Annotated in this window: 18 protein-coding genes and 1 tRNA gene; all 19 read right to left on the bottom strand. The window is 63.6% G+C overall.

Annotated features, from left to right (window positions below; translation table 11 throughout):
* Nucleotides 1-109 precede the first annotated feature (109 nt).
* The gene (gene gdhA, locus ACTQV4_RS02085; protein ID WP_154515369.1) at nt 110-1,465 is read right to left on the bottom strand and encodes an NADP-specific glutamate dehydrogenase; all 1,356 of its coding nucleotides are present in this window, start codon (nt 1,463-1,465) and stop codon (nt 110-112) included.
* Nucleotides 1,466-1,721: 256 nt separating this feature from the next.
* Nucleotides 1,722-2,117 carry a DUF3343 domain-containing protein gene (locus ACTQV4_RS02080; RefSeq protein ID WP_441569186.1) on the bottom strand — a complete coding sequence of 132 codons (396 nt, stop codon included), beginning with the start codon at nt 2,115-2,117 and terminating at the stop codon, nt 1,722-1,724.
* 15 nt (nt 2,118-2,132) lie between these two features.
* Nucleotides 2,133-2,765: a molybdenum cofactor guanylyltransferase gene (gene mobA, locus ACTQV4_RS02075; protein WP_441540683.1), complete on the bottom strand. Its 633-nt coding sequence runs from the start codon at nt 2,763-2,765 to the stop codon at nt 2,133-2,135.
* Between the two features lie 155 nt (nt 2,766-2,920).
* Nucleotides 2,921-3,017 (bottom strand) — tRNA-Sec (locus ACTQV4_RS02070).
* Nucleotides 3,018-3,053: 36 nt separating this feature from the next.
* Nucleotides 3,054-5,021, bottom strand: a complete 1,968-nt coding sequence (gene selB, locus ACTQV4_RS02065; protein ID WP_441569185.1) for a selenocysteine-specific translation elongation factor — start codon at nt 5,019-5,021, stop codon at nt 3,054-3,056.
* Nucleotides 5,018-6,475, bottom strand: coding sequence for an L-seryl-tRNA(Sec) selenium transferase (gene selA, locus ACTQV4_RS02060; protein WP_441540681.1), 1,458 nt, complete (start codon nt 6,473-6,475; stop codon nt 5,018-5,020). Before selA ends, selB begins: the two co-directional genes overlap by 4 nt.
* 52 nt (nt 6,476-6,527) lie before the next feature.
* Nucleotides 6,528-8,645, bottom strand: coding sequence for a molybdopterin-containing oxidoreductase family protein (locus ACTQV4_RS02055; protein WP_441569184.1), 2,118 nt, complete (start codon nt 8,643-8,645; stop codon nt 6,528-6,530).
* 160 nt (nt 8,646-8,805) lie between these two features.
* On the bottom strand, nt 8,806-9,645 hold the full coding sequence (locus ACTQV4_RS02050) for a formate/nitrite transporter family protein (RefSeq protein ID WP_441569183.1): 840 nt from the start codon (nt 9,643-9,645) through the stop codon (nt 8,806-8,808).
* 39 nt (nt 9,646-9,684) lie between these two features.
* Entirely contained in the window at nt 9,685-10,188 is a 504-nt protein-coding gene (hycI, locus tag ACTQV4_RS02045; protein ID WP_441569182.1) for a hydrogenase maturation peptidase HycI, read from the bottom strand.
* A complete protein-coding gene (locus tag ACTQV4_RS02040; protein WP_441569181.1) occupies nt 10,188-10,769 on the bottom strand; it encodes a formate hydrogenlyase maturation HycH family protein in 582 nt (193 codons plus the stop codon). The genes hycI and ACTQV4_RS02040 overlap by 1 nt, the downstream gene beginning before the upstream one ends.
* Complete coding sequence (locus ACTQV4_RS02035; protein ID WP_441569180.1) at nt 10,770-11,552, bottom strand: NADH-quinone oxidoreductase subunit B family protein; 783 nt, start codon at nt 11,550-11,552, stop codon at nt 10,770-10,772.
* Nucleotides 11,553-11,554: 2 nt separating this feature from the next.
* Nucleotides 11,555-12,271: a formate hydrogenlyase complex iron-sulfur subunit gene (locus tag ACTQV4_RS02030; RefSeq protein WP_441569179.1), complete on the bottom strand. Its 717-nt coding sequence runs from the start codon at nt 12,269-12,271 to the stop codon at nt 11,555-11,557.
* 1 nt (nt 12,272) lies between these two features.
* On the bottom strand, nt 12,273-14,045 hold the full coding sequence (locus ACTQV4_RS02025; RefSeq protein WP_441569178.1) for a hydrogenase large subunit: 1,773 nt from the start codon (nt 14,043-14,045) through the stop codon (nt 12,273-12,275).
* 3 nt (nt 14,046-14,048) lie between these two features.
* On the bottom strand, nt 14,049-15,626 hold the full coding sequence (locus tag ACTQV4_RS02020; protein WP_441569177.1) for a hydrogenase 4 subunit F: 1,578 nt from the start codon (nt 15,624-15,626) through the stop codon (nt 14,049-14,051).
* Nucleotides 15,627-15,630: 4 nt separating this feature from the next.
* Nucleotides 15,631-16,284: a hydrogenase 4 membrane subunit gene (gene hyfE, locus ACTQV4_RS02015; RefSeq protein WP_441569176.1), complete on the bottom strand. Its 654-nt coding sequence runs from the start codon at nt 16,282-16,284 to the stop codon at nt 15,631-15,633.
* A gap of 10 nt (nt 16,285-16,294) precedes the next feature.
* Entirely contained in the window at nt 16,295-17,752 is a 1,458-nt protein-coding gene (locus ACTQV4_RS02010) for a hydrogenase 4 subunit D (RefSeq protein ID WP_441569175.1), read from the bottom strand.
* Between the two features lie 15 nt (nt 17,753-17,767).
* Entirely contained in the window at nt 17,768-18,694 is a 927-nt protein-coding gene (locus ACTQV4_RS02005) for a respiratory chain complex I subunit 1 family protein (RefSeq protein ID WP_441569174.1), read from the bottom strand.
* A 12-nt stretch (nt 18,695-18,706) separates the two neighbouring features.
* Entirely contained in the window at nt 18,707-20,725 is a 2,019-nt protein-coding gene (gene hyfB / locus ACTQV4_RS02000; protein ID WP_441569173.1) for a hydrogenase 4 subunit B, read from the bottom strand.
* Complete coding sequence (locus ACTQV4_RS01995; RefSeq protein ID WP_441569172.1) at nt 20,718-21,335, bottom strand: 4Fe-4S dicluster domain-containing protein; 618 nt, start codon at nt 21,333-21,335, stop codon at nt 20,718-20,720. The genes hyfB and ACTQV4_RS01995 overlap by 8 nt, the downstream gene beginning before the upstream one ends.
* Between the last annotated feature and the right edge of the window lie 33 nt (nt 21,336-21,368).

Raw genomic sequence — 21,368 nt, 5'->3', positions numbered from 1 at the left:
CCAGTACCTCTAAGTGTACCAAACGAGGGCGCACAGCCCTCGCCACCATAGAAAAAGGCTCCCAGCCTGATGGCTGGGAGCCTCATCACATGCTATGTCAAGCGAAGATTTAGCAGACGCCCTGGGCGAGCATGGCGTCGGCGACCTTCAGGAAGCCGGCGATGTTGGCGCCCATGACAAAGTTGCCCTCCTGGCCGTACTCCTTGGCGGTGTCGTCCACGTTGTGGAACATGCCGCGCATGAGCTGCTCGAGCTTGCCGTCGACCTCCTCGAAGGTCCATGACAGGTGCTCGGCGTTCTGGCTCATCTCCAGGCCGGACACGAGCACGCCGCCGGCGTTGGCAGCCTTACCGGGCATAAAGGCGACGCCGTTCTCCTGGAAGTAAGTCGTGGCCTCGATGGTCGTGGGCATGTTCGCGCCCTCGCCGACCACCTTGCAGCCGTTGGCGACGAGCGCCTGGGCGTCCTCGAGCAGCAGCGTGTTCTCGCGAGCGCAGGGCAGCGCGATATCGCAGGGCAGCTGCCACACGCCGCGGCCGTCTCCCTCGTGCCACACGGCGTTGGGCTTCTCGTCAACATACATGGCGAGCGTGACGCCCTTGTCGTGGCCGGAGCGCTTCTTGTTGTAGACGTGCTCGAGCACGGTGTAGTCGATGCCGTCGGGATCCTCGACCCAGCCGTGGGTATCGGAGCAGGCGAGCACCTTGCCGCCGAGCTGGGCGACCTTCTGGACCGCGTAGATAGCGACGTTACCGGAGCCGTGAACGACAACGTTCTTGCCCTCGAAGGAGTCGCCGCGGCTCTTGAGGTACTCGTCCACAAAGTAGACCAGACCGTAACCGGTGGCCTCGGTACGGGCGAGCGAGCCGCCAAAGGAGAGGCCCTTGCCGGTAAGGACGCCGGTCCACTCGTTGGTCAGGCGCTTGTACTGACCGAACATGTAGGCAACCTCGCGGCCGCCAACGCCCAGGTCGCCGGCGGGAACGTCGGTGTTGGGGCCAATGTGGCGATAGAGCTCGGTCATGAAGGACTGGCAGAAGTGCATGATCTCGTTGTTGGACTTGCCCTTGGGGTCAAAGTCGGAGCCGCCCTTGCCGCCGCCCATGGGAAGGGTGGTCAGGCTGTTCTTGAGGATCTGCTCCAGACCCAGGAACTTGAGCATACCCAGGGTGACCGTCGGGTTAAAGCGCAGGCCGCCCTTGTAGGGTCCAATGGCAGAGTTGAACTCGACGCGGTAACCGCGGTTGACCTGAACCTTGCCCTGATCGTCGACCCAGGGAACACGGAACATGACGATGCGCTCGGGCTCGACGAGGCGCTCCAGCAGGGCGGCCTCCTCGTACTCGGGGTGGGCATCGAGCGCCGGCTGGATGGTGCCGAGGATCTCGGTCGCGGCCTGGATGAACTCAGGCTGCTCGGGATAGCGGGCCTTGAGCTCTTCGAGAACTTTCTGCGTGTAGCTCATGCTTCCTCCAATGATGGGAAACGAAAATGTCGGTCACGGCACCCTATGCGCCGCGAACTTTATCGTGTATGGATAATATCGCACTGTTGCAGCAAAGTTTCGCATAAGCCGACGAGCAGATGTTTCATTTTGATTACGATGCAGGTAGAAGCGTTTTTGAGCACCCGACGTACAAATCGCGTGTTTCGAAGCTGTTTCGTCCACATGTTCCAAACCACCACAAAGGTGCCTGTCCCCAATGTGGTGGTGTTGGTGGTTAGAGGACGAGCTGGTGGTAGTCGGCAGGGGTTATGCGGCCTTCGGTGACAGCGCGGAAGGCGGCGAGTGCATCGCCCGAGAACGGCATGGCCCAGCACAGGCCGCAACCTGCGGTAATGGAGCCGGGCAAAGGCATAATGCGCCCGGGCACGCCGGCATCCAGGCACAGCCGCTCGCATTCCATCACATCGAAGGTGCTATCGAACGAAACGATGATCTTGCGTTCGTGGTCGAGGGCATCACCGGACGGGCCTTCGCGGTGTGCCTCACGATACGCCGCGGCGGCCGCTTCCTCTTCCGCAGTATGTCCACAGCCACCGCAACCACAGGTACAGGGCTCGGAACCATCGCAAGTGCAAGGCTCTCCCGTGTCGGGGCAAATATCGTGAGACATGGCAACTCCAATCGTCTAGGCGAGTAACTCGGCCGCCGCAAACTCCTCGGGCGTATTGACGTTCTCGAAGCAGAGCGTCGAACCCGCGGACTTAACAATCTGCGGCTCATCCATATAACCAGCCTGAACGCGATTGATCAGGCAGCGAATCCGCTGGCGGTCGCAGGCGAGCAACTCTTGGGCAACCGGCGCACACGCGTCACGGCGCCAGACGGCGCAAAGCGGCTCAATCCCCCGCTCCTCGCGCGGTACGCACACGTCGAGCGCCTCGGCCTCAACACGATCGGCAAGCGTGCCGATGAGCTCCGGCGAGACAAACGGCATATCGCAGGCGACGATCGCCACGAGCGGCAATCGGGTCGCGGCCAACGAGCTCGCGATGCCGCGCATGGCACCCGCCGGCCCTTCAAGGTCCGCCACCACACGCGGCACCAGGCCGCCAAACGCGTGCTCCTCAAGATAGGCAAGCTCGCTGGGACGCGAAGTTGTCACGACCAACTCGCCGGCAACTGGCGCCAGCCGACCAAGCACGCGCTCGATGAGCGGCTCGCCGCAAAACGCCATGCGCGCCTTATCGCAGCCCATGCGCGACGACAACCCGCCCGCCTGGACGACACAAGAAAGATCGGCCCGTCTTACGGTAGTCATACGGCAAACCACCCCCATCGGCATGCTCAAAACCCGGCACACGAAGCCAAATGCCGTCGCCGATAAAGCCGGCGGCACGGCAAACCCATGCAAAAACAAAACAGCGCCTTTGCGGCACGCAGCAAGACCGCGAGCACAAAAGCGCTGGTAGCGTATGGCGGGAACGTATGTGAATCGAACACATCCAAGACGTTTTGCACGCCTCGCAACGGTTTTGAGGACCGCGGAGCCCACCGGAGCCCATCCGTTCCCGAGTGCGGAGGTATTTTACCAAACCGTGCAGCCAATCTAGCGCAGGGACCTCAGGCCGCCGGCATCCTTGTCGAGCACCGTAAAGCGCACGGCATCCAGGTGCTCCAAGATGCTGATGGCGCGTTTGCGCGACACACCCAGGGCCTCGCGCAGTACGCTCGTGGTCGCAGCGCCGCCGGCTGTCTCAATGGCGGCGGCGACGAGCTCACGCGCATGGGCCTCGGCGGCGGCAGACAGGGCAACGTCGCGCTCGACCTTAACGATCGAGCGGTTGAGCGAAAGCTCGCGCAGGGCACGCGTCATGGTGTCGCGACCGAGCTGCAGCTGTTCGCCCACCTCGGGAAGCGCCGGTGCATCCAGGCCAGCCTCGTCAAGCAGCGCGACGATGCGCTCGCAAGCCTCTCGCACCACGCGTGCCGCCGCGGCGGCCGAATGCGGATCGAATACCTCGGCGCCCTCGGCGGCGCACACGCCACGCGAGCAGCCCTCGGCAATCAGAGCCGAGGCAACGCCTTCATCAGCGGCAGGCCACGCAGCATGGGCAACGGCGCCAGGCGTAAAGCCCGTCTCCTTGGGAGCCGCCGCGTGCATGGCTGACAGGGTCGCCGCCAGCGCATCCATAGCGGCGTCGAGCGCGGAAGAATCTGCATACAGCGAGCCATCCGAGCCAGCAAGCGCGCAAGCAGCGCCCTGCGCCACCAGCCCGCGCAGCGCGGTATCGACCTCGCCGATACCAAGATCCAAACCCCTAGCAACATCAACGGCCGCAACCGGCAACGTCTGCAGCGCCAACCACGCCTCAACACCAGCGACGGCATCGCCGGCCTCAAGCGCTGCAAGCAGCGTGCGCTCCCCCGCCGAAAGCTCGCGCGAGCGACGGCAGCGCGAAAGCAGCACACGCCCGCCGCCAATGAGCATAACGGGCGAATACGACAGCACCACGGCATGGTCTCCGGCTCGCAGCGGCAGCGGCTCCTCCAAGCGCACTTGTACGGTACGGGTCTCGCCCACCGCCATGGGGGCCTCACCCTCCAAAAGCATGATGCGGCCAACAACCTCGGCCGTGCCGGCCATCACATGCACGCGCGCGCCCGACTCGAGCACGCGCGGCTTGGCGCCCTCGCGACCCAGGTAGGTGAATGTCATCATAAAGCGCAACGTCTGACCAAAACGGCCCTCCACGCCGAGCATCTCACCGCGATCGAGCGCGGCGACAGCATCGCCCACCAAGTTGAGCGCCACGCGCTGTCCGGGCAGTGCCAGCGGCGTGTCACCATGCACCTGAATCCCGCGCACGCGACAGACCGTACGCGACGGCAAGGCCATCAGCTCGTTGCCCACCGCAACCGGCGCATCGTGCAGCGTTCCCGTCACGACGGTGCCGACGCCCTTGATCGTAAAGCAGCGGTCAATCGGCAGGCGCGGCGCAGCATCGCCACGCTCGGCACGCTCGCGACAGGAATCCCAGTAGGCACTTACCTGCTCGTCGAGCACCGCAAGGAGCCCGTCGATCCCCTCGCCCGTCTTAGACGACACGGGCACAATCGGCGCGCCCGCAAACACGGTACCCGACAAAAAGTCATCGACATCGAGCTCGGCCAGCTCAATCATTTCGCTATCGGCCAGGTCGCACATCGTCAGCGCGACCACCATATGCGTAACGCCCAGCAGCTCCAGCACATGCACGTGCTCGCGGGTCTGCGGCATAACGCCCTCGACGGCCGAGACCACCAGCACGGCCACGTCGATACCCGTGGCGCCCTGCACCATGGCGCGCAAGTAATGCGCGTGGCCCGGCACGTCGACCAGGCCCACGATCTTGCCGCTCGGCAACGCCAGCTCGCCAAAGCCGAGCTCCACGGTCATACCGCGACGGCGCTCAACCTCCAGACGGTCGGGATTCTTGCCGGTCAGAGCCTCGATCAGTGCCGACTTACCGTGGTCGACGTGGCCCGCCGTGCCAACGATAACGGGACACTCCACCAGCGCCTGAACCTCACTCATCGTGCAACCGCCTTCTCAACGCACGCGACGAGCGTCGATGCCGCCGTCTCGACATCGCGGTCGCCCACGAGCGTGCGCACATCAAACAGAATGCGGTCGTGCGAGGCGCGCGTGACGACCGGCGTATCGAAGTCTTGGACGAGCGAGCGCTTGAGCGCGTCGAGGGACAGGCGCCCGTCGACCGGGCAGACGGCCACGCACATCGTGGGTAGCTCCACGGTAGGCAGCGAGCCGCCGCCGGGAGTCGACGACTCCTCGACGATTTCCACCTGCACGGCGCACGGACAGCCAGCCTTATCGAGGCCCGCCACCATCAGCTCGCGCAGCTTGCGTGCGCGACGCTCCAGATGAGCCTGCGGAAGCGTGAGCATGTTGAGCACCGGCACCTCACGATGGGCCACATCCGCCCCATCCATGTAAATGCGCAGTGTAGCCTCGAGCGCTGCCAGCGCGAGCTTGCCCGGGCGCAGGGCACGCATGAGCGGATGCGACCCGCAGGCCTGGACCAGATCGCGACGGCCCATGATAATGCCCGCCTGTGCGGCACCGAGCAGCTTATCGCCCGAGCACGACACGATATCGAGCCCCGCCGCGACCGAAGCCGGCGTGGGCTCCTCACCGCCGCGCACCAGGATATCATCGGGCAACAGCGCGCCCGAGCCCTGGTCCTCGTAGAACAGCAGGCCATGCTTGTGAGCAAGCGCCGCAAGCTCCCGAGAACCCACCTCCTCGTGAAAACCCTCGATGCGATAGTTGGAAGGATGAACCTTAAGGATCATCGCCGTATCGGGCGTGATGGCGCGCTCGTAGTCGCTCAAATGCGTGCGGTTGGTGGCCCCGACCTCGACGAGTTTGGCGCCCGAGGCCACCATGACATCGGGAATGCGGAAGCTGCCGCCAATCTCGACAAGCTCGCCGCGGCTGACGATGACCTCCTTGCCCGCGGCATGGGTTGCCAACACCAACAGCACGGCGGCCGCGTTATTGTTGACGACCAGCGCATCCTCGGCACCGGTAAGCGAGCGGATGAGTTGCGCGGCATGCTCTTTGCGCGACCCGCGCGAGCAGGTGTCCACGCTGTACTCGAGCGTGCTGTAGCCGCGTGCGACCTCGGCCACGGCCTTGGCGGCCGACTCCGCGAGCGGGGCTCGACCCAGATTTGTATGGATAACAACACCCGTGGCGTTGACGGCGGGACGCAGGCTCGGCAGCGCGGAGCGATGCGCACGCCACTCGATAGCCGATGCCAGCTCGCGCTTAGAGCGCGGGGCGGCACCGGCGCGAATGGCGGCGCGCTCCTCGTCGAGCTCGGCCGTGACGGCGGCATGCACCACCGCGTCGCAGGTCTCCCCCGCCGCCTTCACCACCGGCCACTCGGCAAGCAGCTCGTTGACGGAAGGAATGGCGCGCAGGCGGACGCGCACCTCATCGGACATGTTCTGGCTATCGCTCATGTGCGGCCTTTCAAAAGAAACGTGGATCAGTCGAATACATCAGCTGAGTCAATTACTCGTCATTATCCCCGCGCGCGACAATCTTTTCCACGCGAACGGCGTTTTCCTGGGTGAGCGCTGCACCCGTCAACGGGTCCCAGCGCAGCGGCGTGTGGTCGAGCGGCCCGACACCCAGGGCCTGCCGGCCACCACCCTCAGCACCCAATGCGCGTCCGCCGGGAGCGGCCGAGGTGAAGATGCACGCCGGATGCAGATACGGCGTCGTCTCCACGCGCACGCGATCGCGGCCCATGTCGCTCACAAGCTCGACGACCTCGCCATCGGCGATACCCATGTGAGCGGCGACATCCGCGTTCATCTGCACGGCGTCCAAGTCCGACCCCGCCTCGGCGGCACCGGCCGCCGCGAGCCTGCGCGAGGTATGCGACTCAAAGGGTCGATTGCCGCTAATGAGGCGAAACATCCCCGGGCCAGGCTCCACCATGGGAGCGATCCAGTTGGGTACACGACCCAGGCCGGCTCGTTCCCATACGTCACTTGCCAGCGCAATTTTGCCGCCGGCAAGCGGAATCACCGGCTCACCCGTGCGCGACGGCAGCGCCACGCCCGTATCGGCCCAACCGCGCTCCTTGAGTGCGGCAAGATCAATCCCAAACGGAGCCACCTGAGCAGCGGCCAGATCGTCGAACGTAAAGTCGAAGCACTCGCCAACGCCGCAGGCCGCAGCCAACCCGGCAAAAATCTCCCGCCCCGGTCTCGTGTCGTCATGCAAAATGGGCAGCACGGCGTTGCGGTAGAACACGCGCGAATCGTTGACGCCCACGACCGTGCCCACGCCGCGGTCGGCCTCCAGATACGTCACGTCGGGCAGCACGAAGTCAGAAGCACGCGCCGTCTCGGACCAGCGAATATCAATCGTCACGAGCAAGTCGAGCTGCTGCAAAATACCCAACCAAGCCTGTGCATTGCCATAGCCCGCACCGGGGTTACTGGCATAGACGATGAGCCCACGCAAATCGCCGGCAAGAATCGACTGACCGATGGTCGTGCACAGGCCGCGCACCGGATCGACCAGTGGATAACGCTCGGACCCCAGCTTGGGCCTGCGCGGCACCGGCGGCGTCGCAAAGCGTGCGGGATCGAGATCGCCCAACACAAGCGGCGTGGGCGGATTGAGCGCACCGCCCTCATGCCCGATGCAGCCCAGCAGCACATCGACCAAGCAAATTGCGCGCGCGGTCTGGGTGCTATTGGCATACGCGATACCGATGCCGCCATGAAAGCCCGCATCCACCACAGTGGCAGGCGCTGCGGCAGCGAGATCGCGCGCCGTGGCGACAATCTCTGCGGCCGGCACGTCGCACATCGACTCGGCCCACTCGGGCGTCCAAGCACTGGCCGCCTGCGCCAGCTCGTCAAAACCCGTGGTATAGCGGTCCACGAACTCGTGATCGTACAGGTCCTCGGCAATCAACACGTGGACAATACCCAACAGCAGCGCCAAGTCGCAGCCCGGGCGCACGCGGAGCCAGCGATCGGCAAGCGCGGCCGAGCCGCTGCGCCGGGGGTCAACCACGATGATCTTCGCCCCGCGCCGGCGCGCATCGTTGAGCGCATCGACGGCCCCCATCGTCGACGAATCGACAATGGAACGCCCCAGGTACATGATGCAGTCGGTATGCGCCAGGTCGGAGGCGGGACTATAGCCCAGGCTGTGCTCCCAACCGGTAAGTCGGCTCACCTCGCAGGCGCCATCGGCACCGTACACGTTGGGCGAACCCAGCGCATGCATAAAACGATACGCCCAGTAGCGGTCGAACGAGGGCACACCAAGTGTCATGCCCAGCGCACGGGGCCCGCGCTCGTCAACAATCCCCAAAAGGCGCTCGGCAATCTGCGCGAACGCCTCGTCCCAAGTAATCGCATCAAACCCCGAGCCATCCCGGCGGCGTCGCATGGGGTGCACGATGCGGTCGCGCTCGTCAAACGGCATTGCCAGGCGATGCCGTCCGCGGGCGCACAGGGCACGCGCCGCGCACGGATGTCCCGGCACTGGCAACTCGGCCACCACACGCCCATCCTCAACATGGGCCGCAAAGGCGCAATCGGCATAGCATCCCCCGCATGTCGTCACCACGGAGCGACCGTCATGCATAGCTCTCGATGCCATCTCGATTATTCCTTCCAGCTCAGGGGTTCAGGCCCCACCACACCACAGCTCTGCCACCAGCTGCCGCGACGCAAAACCCGCAGCATCCACCGCAGCAAGACACGAAGAGCCTCCCAAAAGGCAGACGCCCCTCGGGAGGCCCGTACGTCATTCCGGTTTATTACGCCTCGGACTTCTTGGCGTAGATAAACCAGTAGCCGAGCGCGACCAGAACCGCGCCGCCCACGATGTTGCCCAGCGTGGCGGCGGACAGGTTAAACGCAATGCCCGCGGCGTTGAGCGCATCGGCGCCGGCGACGTCGGCACCATAGCCGCACGCGTGCATCACGGCACCCATGGGCAAAAAGTACATGTTGGCGACGCAGTGCTCAAAACCGCAGGCCACAAAGGCGGCGATGGGCAGCAGAATGCCCACAACCTTATCGACCACGGTCTTGCCGGCGGTACCGATCCACACGGCCAGGCACACAAAGATGTTGCACAGGATGCCGCGGAAGAAGATCGTCACCCAGTCGATCGTCACCTTGCCGGCGGCGACGCTCACCATGGAATTAGCGACCGCCTCGCCGTTGAGCTTGTAAATGCCGGCCATGTACACCAAAAAGACGATGAACAGGGCACCGACAAAGTTACCGACCCATACGACGACCCAAGCCTTGAGCATCTGGACCAGGGTGATCTTTTTGCTCTTGAGTGCGCAGACCATAAGCGAATTGCCGGTAAACAGCTCGGCGCCGCACACCAGCACCAGCACCAGGCCCAGGCAAAAGCTCAAGCCGCCCACAAAGCGCTGGGCGCCCCAGCCGAGCGTGCTATCGCTCAAAAACACGGTAAAGAACAGGCCGCCGAAGGCGATGAACGCACCGGCGAACATCGCCAAGATAAAAGCCTTTGCGACCGGCAGGTTGGCCTTGGTCACACCGGCGGCCTCGGTCTTTGCCTCGATCGCGGCGGGTGCCAGGCAATCGGGAGCGGGATACTCCACCTTGGTATCTGCCATGTCAATCACTTCTTTCCTAATGGGCAGGGACAAGCGCTTCTACAGCTCCTGCCCCAAGCGGACAAAGTGGGAAAAGTCGTTGGCGGCCACGGCGTCGTACACGGCGTCGACGGCGTCAAAGACCTCCGGGGACATGGGGTTGTAGAACTCCGTGTCGCCCGGCTGAATCCCTACGAAGACGATATCATCGCATGATTGCTCGATCTCTTCGATCAGAATCGAGAGCGGAAGCGAATGTGTGGTGAACATCGACTTGCGCGCGACGTCGGTCTTATCGAGCAGTCGGATGGATCCGACGGGAAGGGCCATGTCGGCGGCATCGACCAAAACGAGGCGTGGCGGACGCTCGCGCTTGACCTCGATGATGTCGTCCTCGGGCGTCTGGCCGCCATCGATGGTGTACCAGCCGGCAAGAGGCGCGTCCTCCATCTTTTTGGAGAGCACGGGGCCGGCGGCATCGTCGGCGCGCAGCACGCTTCCCGCCGTGAGCACAATGCCCGCAAAGGGCGCACCGTTCACGCGGCCATCGACATCGCGGCCCATTACTGCAGCCTCCCCGTCAGATACACGCCCGATACGTCGCGCACGCGCTCAACCAGGTCGCGGAACTTCATCAGAAACGCGACCTGCTGGGCATGCAGGCCAAAGTCGTCGTCGAACACCGAGATACCGGCCTTGGCCGAGCCGCGAAAGCCGCGCTCGTCGAGCAGCGTGTCGCATGCCTCGAGCAGGGACGGCACCGCGGCCTTGTCGAGCTGGCACTCGCCAAAGGAGCTGATGGCCTCAAACTTTGTCCGGGCTTCCCCCTCCGGCAGCGCGTCGACCAGCGAATAGAACACGTCCACCGGCACCGACAGGCGCGGCTCAAAGCAATCGAGCACGCCGGTGTGGTGGCCCACGCCGAGCGTGTAGTACAGCACGTCGCAGGCCTCCTGGGGAACGTCTTCCTCGGTCTCGACAAACTTGCGCGTGAGCTCGTAGAAGACCACCTGGTCGGGCTCGTGGGCCAAGCAGGGGTCGGCGACGCCCTCGGCGGCCTCTACGCTCGCGCGCGAGGCGTCACCGAAGGAGCCGCCGAGCATACCGGGGCCCGCAAAGTAACCAGAGCGGTCCGTAAGCTCCATCTAGCGACCTCCGGCCAGCACCAGATCCTGCAGCGCCGAGTAGACCTCGACGCGGCGGGGATCATCCTGCTTGTCGATCAGCAGCGCCATGGCACCGCGGATGTCGCCCTTGGGCGCGCCCTCGAGCGTGTCCATAAACTCGTTGGCCAGGTCGCGGCCGTAGCGGTAGCCGCTCATGGCGCGAGCCTCGCGCTCGATAGCCACGCGCAGCTTGTACGGCACGCCGGGGTGCAGAATATCGGCCTGCTCGCCTTCGGCCTCCACCGTGGTCTCGGCATGGAGCTTTTGGTCCAGCAGACCAAGCGCCATGGCAAAACCGTAGATGGTCTGCGCGGGGCTGGGCGGGCAGCCGGGGATGTACACGTCGACCGGCAAGATCTTGTCCGTGCCGCCCCACACGCAGTAGTTGTCGTAGAAGATGCCGCCGGTGCAGCCGCATGCGCCGTAGGACACCACGATCTTGGGATCGGGCGCGGCCTCAAAGGCACGCAGGGCCGGCATGCGCATGGCACGCGTCACGGCACCGGTGTACAGCAGGATGTCGGCATGACGGGGCGAGGGCACGACCTTGATACCAAAACGCTCCACGTCAAAGACGGGTGTGATGGAACCGAAGATCTCGATCTCGCAGCCGTTGCAGCCGCCGCAGTCAACACGGTAGACGTATACCGAGCGCTTGATCTTCTTAAGAAGGGCGGCCTTGGCCTTCTCGATGCTCTCGTCGAGCTCGATCTTGGTCGGGCGGTACTGAAGCCGCTCGGGCAAAAGCGTGGGTTCGGCCATGGTTACTCCTCCTTCGAATCAAAATCCATGATGATGCCCTCGACCGGCGCGGGACCGGCGGGAATCTCGGGCGCATCGGGGTTGAGCTCGCGGTCGATATACTCCGGGTTCACGCCGTGGCCGCCCAGATACTCCATGCCGGGGCCCTGGGGCTCGCCGGACGTAAGCGTCTCGTTGGCGGCCATGCCGGCAGCGTTGCCGGTCTTTACGGCCGAGGCGGCGCGCAGGGCGTCGAGCTCGCGCTTGCACTCCTGGCACATACCGACGGTGCGGGCGGCCTGCTCGGCCTCCATGCCGCCGGCCTTTTGCAGCAGGCGCTTGGCGTAGTCGATCTCCTTGTGCGGGGCAAACGGCTTGCCGCAGCGCGAGCAGTGCTCGAGCGTGTAGACGCTCTTGCTGGTGAGGTCGTCCTTGCTCATGACGGCCAGCTCAAACTCCTCGGTGAGCTTGATGGCCTCCATGGGGCAGGCTTCCTCGCAGCGGCCGCAAAAGATGCAGCGGCCGTAGTCGATCGACCAGGTGATGGTGTCGGCCGCAAGGTCGGTGTCCATGCGAATGGCATCGGCCGGGCACGCCACGCCGCAGGCTCCGCAGGCGATGCAGAGCTCGGCATTGTGCTCGGGCTTGCCGCGCATGTCCTTGTTGGTGGGGAACGGCGCAAACGGGTACTTGACCGTCGCGTCGCCGGCCTTGGCGTTAACCTTCCAAAGCTTCAGCATATTAGAGCGCCTCCTCATCGAGCGGAGCGGCCATGGTGCCCTCGCCCGCAAGCGGCGACTTGTCGCGCCAGACGTTCTCGAACTGCTCCTTGTCGAGCACGTGGTCGCGCTTGGCGGCGATATCGGTCACCGTCACGCGGTCGGTGCAGGAGTAGCACGGGTCGAGCGAGCCGACGATCAACGCAGCGTCACCCACGGTGTTGCCGCGGAACATGTAGCGCAGGACCGGCCAGTTGCTGTACGTGGCGGCCTTGGCGCGCCAGCGGTAGCACTTCTGGTTGTTGCCGAGCATGGCCCAGTGCACGTCCTCGCCGCGCGGAGCCTCGGTGGCGCCGATGGCGTACTTGTGCGGGGTGTACTCCCAATCCGTGGTGAGGATGGGGCCCGACGGGCAATTCTCGAGCATGGTCTCGATCATGTCGATCGAATCGTAGACCTCCTGGATGCGAACGGCGGTACGGCCGAAGGCATCGCAGGTGTCGGCCGTAGCGGCGTGCATCTTTTGGACATCCGGATCGGCGTAGCCGTCGAAGGGATGGTCAAAGCGCACGTCGCGGGCATAGCCCGAGCCACGCATGAGCGGGCCAACCGGCGAGAAGTCGCGTGCAATCTTGCGGTCCAAGATGCCGATGCCACTCGTACGCTCGATAAAGTTGGGCGTGGAGAGCAGCACGTCGACGAGCTCCTGAACCTCGGAGCGCAGCTGGTGGATGGTCGTGAGCGTGGAGAGCTTCTGCTCGGCCAAAATGTCGCGACGCACGCCGCCAATCACGTTGAGGCCGTAGGTCTTGCGGTGACCGGAGAGCTTCTCGGCCAGATCCATGGACTTCTCGCGGACGCGGAAGAACTGCTGGAAGCCGGAGTCGAAGCCCGTGTAGTGCGACGCCAGGCCAATATTGAGCAGATGCGAGTGCAGGCGCTCGACCTCGAGCATGATGGCGCGGATGTACTGGGCGCGCGGCGGGACATGAATGCCCTGGGCGCGCTCGACGGCCTCGGCGTAGGCCACCGAGTGGGCGCAGCCGCAGATGCCGCAGATACGGTCGGCGAGGAACGTCACGGCGTCATAGTTCAGGCGTGTCTCGGCAACCTTCTCCATGCCGCGGTGCACGTAGAACAGACGGTAGTCGGCGTCGACGATCGTCTCGCCCTCGACGAACAGGCGGAAGTGGCCGGGCTCGTCGGAGGTAATGTGCAACGGGCCCATGGGGACGAGTGTCGTCTCCTTGCCCTTGGTATCGGCCAAGAACTCGTAGTTTTCCATGTCGCTCGCGGGAGCGGGACGGAAGCGGTAGTCCATGGAGTCCTTGCGCAGCGGGTACAGGCCGCTGGGCCAATCGTCGGGAAGCACCAGGCGGCGACGATCGGGCAGGCCCTCGGGGATCAGGCCGAACATGTCGCGCAGCTCGCGCTCGCCCCACACGCAGGCGGGGACGAACGGCGTCACGGACGGGAACGTCATCTTGGCGGGATCGACCTCGGTGCGCACGGTCACCCAGCCGGGGTCCTCCCCCTCCATGGAGATGACGTAGTACACGGCGTAGCGACCGCACAGACTGCGCTCGTCGTTGCCGACGATCACGGGAATCCAGCCGTAGCGCTCGTAATACAGGTAGTGGACGGCCTCGGGCAGCTTGTCCTGCTTGACGGTGATCGTCAGCTGGTCCTCGCACTGCCACTCGACCTTCTCGATGCAGCCCGGAACGGCGCGGCGCAGGGCCTCGACATGGCTCTCGCAGCGACGGGCATACACCTTGTTCTCAGTTTCAATCATTCGTTACTCCACCTCGCTCTGAGCGGTCTCGGAGCCAAAGAATTCGCGGAACATCGGGGCCGTATGCAGGGCATCGGTATCCTGATCAAGCACGATGGCGACGGCGTTCTCAACACCGCGCACAACGGGCAGAGGCGTGGCAAGACCAAACCAGATCAGGCACACGGCAAGCAGGGCCTCGGGGACGAGCATCCAGACGCTCGACTCGCGACGCTCGGTATCGACGGGCTCATGCAGGGTCTTACCAAAGACCGACGAGATGACGACGCGCGTCAGGCCGCTAATGGCAACGGTCAGGGCGAGCGCCACGATCACGACAAGCCACCAGGGGCTACCGGCGGCAAAGGCCGCCACAAAGGTGCCGAACTCCGAGATGAACATGGCAAAGGGCGGAAAACCAGCCAGCGCCAAAAAGCCGATAACCATAAGGGCGGCCGTAATGGGCGCACGCTCGACGATACCGCGAATCTGGGTAAGGTCACGCGTGCCAAAGGCATGCTCGACGTTCTCAGTCAGGCAGAAGCACAGGGACTTGGCAAGGCCGTGGAACATGCTGTGCAACAGAGCCGCGGCGATACCAAGCGGACCACCAATACCCAAGCAGAGCATGATGACGCCAGCGTTCTCGCACGAAGAGTACGCAAGCTTGCGCTTGATATCGGTCTGCGCAAAGAGAGCAAAGCTCGAGAACACAATCGACAGCACGCCGATCACCAGCAAGAGCAGGCTCGGGAAGTCGTTGCCGATGGCATGGGAGGCGAGCATGTCAAAGCGGATGATGATGAGCATGGAGCACTTGAGCACCACGCCCGACAGCAGCGCCGAAATGGAACCCGGTGCCTGGGAGAGCGTATCGGGCATCCAGGTGTGCATCGGGAAGACCTCGGCCTTGGTGCCAAAGCCAATCACGATAAACGCGAACGCCAGGCGCACGATCGCCGGGTCGAGCTTGTCGGCCTCGGGAAGAATGCCCGAGAGGAACGCGGCCATATGCGGGTTCGAGATCACATCGGCGGCGTTGGCGTAGATCAACAGCGTGCCAAACAGACCAAAGGCCACGCCCGCGGTGCAGACCATGATGTATTTCCACGTGGCCTCGAGGGCGTGACGCGTGTTCTTGAGAGCCACGAGCAGTGCCGAAGCCAACGTGGTTGCCTCGATGGCCGCCCACATAATGATGATGTTGTTGGTCGTCGCTGCCAAAAGCATCGTGAACAGGAACAGGCTGTAGAACGCGTAGTACTGCTTTACCTGCGAGGGACCATAGGTGCCCTCGGCGACGAGCTGACGGACCAGGCCAACCGAGTACACGGCGATGCAAAAGCCGATGACACCGATGATAAGTACGAACAGCGCGCCCAGGGCGTCGACATGGAACCAGGGGTCGAGTGCCCAGATCTCGCCGCCGTCCGTAAAGACGGGCAATGCGATGGCGAGCGAGCCGGCAAGCACGACGACCGCCGAGACGGCATGGCAGAGCTCAAAGACACCACGCGCCGCGGTCTTGGGAACGATGGCCATGATGGCGGACAGGGCCAGGGGGCACACAACGAGTGCCAGTAGCATTGTGGAAGTATCCATGTGCCTAGCCCTTCAGATCGGAAAGGTCGTGCGAATCGAGCGACTGGTAGGTACGCCAAATCTTGAGCACGACGACGGACATGATGATGACCGCGAAGATGGCATCGGTTGCGATACCGGTCTCGACGATCTCGGGAGCCGTGGGCGCCAGCAGGGCGAGCGTCACGTGGCTTCCGTTTTCCATAAGGCAGTATCCAAAGATCTGCTTCATGATGTTGCGCTGCGTGATGATGCAAGACAGGCCCACAAAGAAGTGCGCAAAGCTGATGGCCAGGGCAGGCGTGGCGACCTCGGCGGTGGGAAGCTTGATCTGCGTCACGACGGCAAAGCAGACGGCCACCTCGACGGCAATGAGGCAGATGGTCCACGCCGGCTTGGTGCCGTGCGAAAGCCCCAGATCGCTCGGCTCGCCCATCTTGCGATAGGCATACGAGAGGATGAGCGGCACCAGGACGACCTTAGTCACAAATGCCGACACGGCCCACATGAGCAGCTCGGAGGCGCCGGTGACGTTGCCGAGGGTGGCAAGCAGGCCCACCAGAATCAGCGACTGCACCGCATACCAGCGGATGGCGACCTTAATGGATTTGCTGATGACGACCATGGTCGAGGTAACGATCAAAAGGCCGCCCAGCAAGTTGACAAGTTGGTAACCCATGTTCTACCTCCTAACCGATCCAGCTGGCCGAAAGAGGGCCGCTAACGATGACCATGATGACGAGCACGACGAACACGAAGGCCATGGCCTTGGGGAGGGGCGCTCCGGCGGCGACTTCCTCGGACGGCTCGCCGGGCAGGCAGTAACCCATCCACTTGAGGAACCACGCAAAGGTGGCGACCGTCTCGGCCACCATGATGAGCACGAGTACCATGATCGCGGCGTTGCCCGCACCGACGGTAAAGCCGCCGGCGATGATCTGGAACTTGGAGAAGAACGTGTTCATGGGCGGCACGCCGGCGATAGCGAGCGCGGCGATTGCAAAGCCAATGCCGCTGACGGGGTACTTCTTGAGCACGCCGCGAAGCTTAGGCAGCATACGCGTGCCAAGCGTAAAGGAGAACGAACCGGCGACGAGGAAGAACAAAGTCTTGGCAAAGGCGTGGTTAAAGATGTGGCAGACGGCGCCGTCAAAGGCGAGCTGGCTACCAAAGACCGAAAGGCCCAGGCCAAAGAACACATAGGAGAGCTGGGCGATCGTTGAGAAGGCCAGCAGGCGCTTCATGTCCTTTTGCGGCAGATACATGAGGAAGCCAAAGAGCATGGTAATCATGGCGTCGATAACGGCGACCCAGCCCACGATCTGGGGCACGTCGCCGGCAGAGACGAGCGCACGCGCGAACACGCACACGCCAACCTTCACCATCGAGGCGCCGTGGAGGTAGGCCGACACAGGCGTCGGCGCTTCCATGGCCGAAGGCAGCCACATGTACATGGGGACCTGCGCGGACTTTGCCCAGGCGGCAAAGAGCACCATCAAAAGCGCCGCGGCCTTAACGCTCGTATCGAGACCCGAGATGGCCGTGATAGCGAACGTGCCGGTGTTGGCGAAGAGCACGGCAGCGCCCAGGTACAGGCCAAGCGCACCGATATGCGTGATGATGAGGGCCTTCATGCCGGCCTTCTTGGCCGTCGGCGTCATGTAATAGCTAATAAGACCCCAGGAGCAGGCACCCGTGATCTCAAAGAACACGAGCTGGCCCACGAGCGTGGAGCTATACACCAAGCCGGCCATGGCACCAATAAAGGTGGAGAGGTAGGCATAGAAGCGGCGACGCGGCAGGTCGGGATGCTCGCGGTTGCTCTGGCTCATGTACGGGATCGAATAGATCACGACAAGAAAGCCGATGCCCACAAAGGCGGGCGCAAGCAGCGTCGACATGCGATCGAACACAAAGCCCAGCACGAGCGCTTTGCCAAACGATACAAACGGAACCGAAAGCTCGGGAAAGCCCGCCTGTGCATACATGGCGGCAAGCGCCACGCTCGACACGGTGGCGATGGCCGCAGCGACGGCCGACGTCCACTTGGCATACGGACGCGGCAGGATGGCCACGACCAGCGAACCAACCATGGGCGCCAGGATGGCGACCAGGCCGAGAAGGGACAGACTGGTAGAAAGTGTCATTGTTACTCCCCTCTCCTACACGCCGACGATGACGAAGACAAACGCCAGAACGGCGACGCCCACGACGGCCCAAGTCTGATTACCGAGCACCTTGAAGCGCGAACGAGAGCAGGAGTTCTCGATCACACCGCACACGACAAAGTCGATCAGGCACTTAACAAGGAAGATGACCGCGCCCAGAATGGCTGCGACACCCATGGCCTGAGGCTCTCCCCAAGGTACGAAGATCGCGCAGAACCATGAGACGATCACGACCTGCTTCATGGACATGGCGAGCTTGGCCATGGCGAGCGACGGGCCGGAAAGCTCGGCAAGCGGGCCCTCCTGAAGCTCCTGCTCGGCTTCGGCCTGGTCAAACGGCAGCTTACCCAGCTCCATATAGCAGGCGGCGGCAAAGGCGATGCCCGCAAGGACGACCGCGACGGGCGCCTGGATATCTCCGGCCAGGATGCGCTGGCCCATGGTGGCGATATCGGTCGAGCCGCACACGAGCGCCGTGGCGAACAGCGCCAACAGCATGGAAGGCTCGATAAGCACACTCATGAGCAGCTCGCGGATGCCGCCGATACCGGCGTAGGCGTTGGACGAATCGACGCCAGCCAGCGAGAAGAAGAAGCGCGCGAGCGCCAAGCTGTACATGATGGTGATAGCGTCACCGAAGACCGGCATGGGGCTTTCGGCCGTAAAGATAGGAAGGCCCATGGCGAGCATAAAGGTGACGGCAAAAAACAGCGGGGGCATGATGCGGATGGCGAAGCTCGCGTCCTCGCTCACCGACTCGGGGCGAGCCAGGAGCTTGGCGATATCGCGGTAGTCCTGCAAGATGCTCGGACCGCGGCGGTTGTGCATCTTGGCGCGGATCACGCGGCCGAGACCGGAGAAGAACGGCGCGACGGCCATGACGACCACGCCCTGCAGAACGGCAAGTACGATGTTGTTCATACGCTCCCCTCCTTAACCCATAAACACGGCGAGTGCCAAGAAGGCCACCAGCGCCACGACGATATAGACGATATACAGGCTGTAGTCGCCGCTCTCGAGCTTAGTCGAGACCTGGGCGAGCCACTCGACGCCACGATGCGGAGCGTCCACAAGCACGCGGTCGGGCACGGGCTCCACGGCCTCGGCAACACCGGTGAGCTTTTGGAAGAAGCGCGCGATCGACCAGCAGATGGCCGTGCAGCGGTCACGCAGGTCGTACAGCGGCTTCATAAACCAGGCGACGTCGGAGGCAAAGGTGGTGGCGACGACGGGCATCTCGGCATCGGGGGCATAACCGCACGCCCACGGCTGAGACTTCTGCGCCGGTCCAACCTGCTTTGCCTTACGGAAGGCGCAGGCGATTGCCACAAGCACCACAAGCGCAATGGCGATTGCGGGCGTGGAGGTCGCAGCGCCGGAGTACTGGTTCATAAGCTCCATGCCCTCAGACGCAAAGATGCCACCCGCAGGGTTGAGCACCGAAGATGCAACGTCGACGAGCACCGGCGCGATGACCGGAGAGCCAATGCCGAGTACGACACAGATGGCAGCCAGCAGACCCTGGGCAAAGACCATGGGCGCCGGAACCTCTTTGGCGTTGGCAGCGGCCTCGGAGCGCGGGGCCGATACAAACGAGACACCGTACGCCTTGACAAAGCAGGTCACCGCAAGCGCGCCCGTGATGGCAAGCGCGACGGCCGAGAACACGGCCACGATCATGACGGGCTTGTCGGCAAGCGTCGACACGTTAAAGAGCGACTGGTAGGTAAACCACTCGGACACAAAGCCGTTAAAGGGCGGAATGGCCGAGATGGCAAGCGCGCCAATAAGGAAGCAGATAGCCGTAGCCGGCATGCGGCGGAACAGACCGCCCATCTTCTCCATATTGCGCGTGCCCGTGGCATAGAGCAGCGCGCCGGCACCCAAGAACAGCTCGCCCTTAAACATGGCGTGGTTGAACGTGTGATAGAGCGCAGCCATCAGCGCCAGGACGGCGATGCCGGTGTAGCCGAGTGCCTGCGCGCAAATCGACGCGCCCACGCCCAGTAGGATGATGCCGATGTTCTCGACGGAATGGTAGGCCAAAAGGCGCTTGATATCGTGCTCTTGCAGGGCGAAGGCAACGCCGAGGACCGACGAGACCGCGCCGATTACGAGCACGAGCATGCCCCACCACGTCTGAACGCCCGAGGCGCCCAGCAGGTCGAGACCCACCTTGAGGATGCCGAAGATACCGATCTTGATCATGCCGCCGGACATAAGGGCGGACACGTTGGACGGTGCCTCGGGGTGCGCCTTGGGCAGCCACGAATGCAGCGGGATAATACCGGCCTTGGCACCAAAGCCAAAGAAGGCAAGCACAAAGCAGACCGAGGCGATGGTGGGATCGAAGGCCGTGGAGCGGATGTCGGCAAAGGCAAACGAGCCGCCAGCATGGTTGGCAAGGATCAGGAAGCTCGCCATGATGAGCACGAAGCCCACGTGGGCAATCACAAAGTAGAGCCAACCGCCATGGATGGAGTTCTCGTTCTCCTCGATCACGACCAGGAAGTACGAGGTCAGCGACATGAGCTCAAAGGCGACCAGGAACCAGAACACGTTGTCGGCCGTGAGCACCAGCAGCATGGACGCGACAAAGGTGTTAAAGAAGAAGCCCGCGCGGGCCTTCTTGCCCGGATACTCGTCAAAGTAGTTAAGGCCGTAGATCGACCCGGCAAACGCCAATACCGATATGAGTGCGACAAAGACACCCGACAGGCGGTTGAGCAGCAGTTGGAACCGAGCGAACGGGAAAAACAGCACGGTATCGATGACGGTAACGTCGCCGAGAACGGCCTGGATACCGGCGGCAAACGAAAGCACCGCTGCAGCGGCACCAAAAAGGCAGCCAGCGGTCTTGGCGGCGTTATCGGACTTGATCAGCAGAACAGAGGCGAGCGCGCCGATGCACGAGACGGCAAGCGATGCGACAAACAGCGTCATGCTATCCATTGTTTACGCTCCCTTCTGCTTTCTCGGACAGGCCCTGGGCCACAGCAGCGACGTCGACGGCAGGGCTGTTCTCGATAGAGCGCAGGCGTTTGGCCTCGTCGAGCTCGCGATCGGCCGTGCCGCCCATGACGGTCAGCGCCTTGGTGGGACAGGCCGCCACGCAATGCGGGCCGTCCGGGTCAAAGGCGCACAGGTCGCACTTGACGGCGCACGTGTACTGACCAGGAGCCCACGTAAGCAGGCTGCTCAGGGACTTAGGATACGAAGGCGTCGGGTCGCACATGCCTGCGACGCCGGCGATGGACGTGCCATCGGGGTGGATGGCACCGAAGGGGCACGCGATGGCGCACAGCCTGCACCCGATGCACTCCTGCTCCTTGACGTGGATGCGGTCGCCGTCGTGCTCGATGGCGTTCACCGGGCAGACCTCGGCGCAGGGGGCACCCTCGCAATGGTGGCAGGCAAGGGCGGCCGAGATGCCGCCGGTCTTCACGAGCGCCAGACGAGGCGTGTCCTGAAGACCCTGCATCCGGTGGGCGTCGGCACAGGCGGACTGGCATGTACCGCAGCCGATGCACCTCTCCGGGTTGATGTCGATGAAGCGGTTCATCCCCACTTCCTTTCAAAATAACGGGCCGGGTTC

Source organism: Collinsella sp. LCP19S3_B11 (assembly GCF_052121915.1).
Lineage (GTDB): Bacteria > Actinomycetota > Coriobacteriia > Coriobacteriales > Coriobacteriaceae > Collinsella.
Note: the sequence above shows the minus strand (reverse complement) of the source record. Positions and strands in the feature narration are given on the sequence as shown.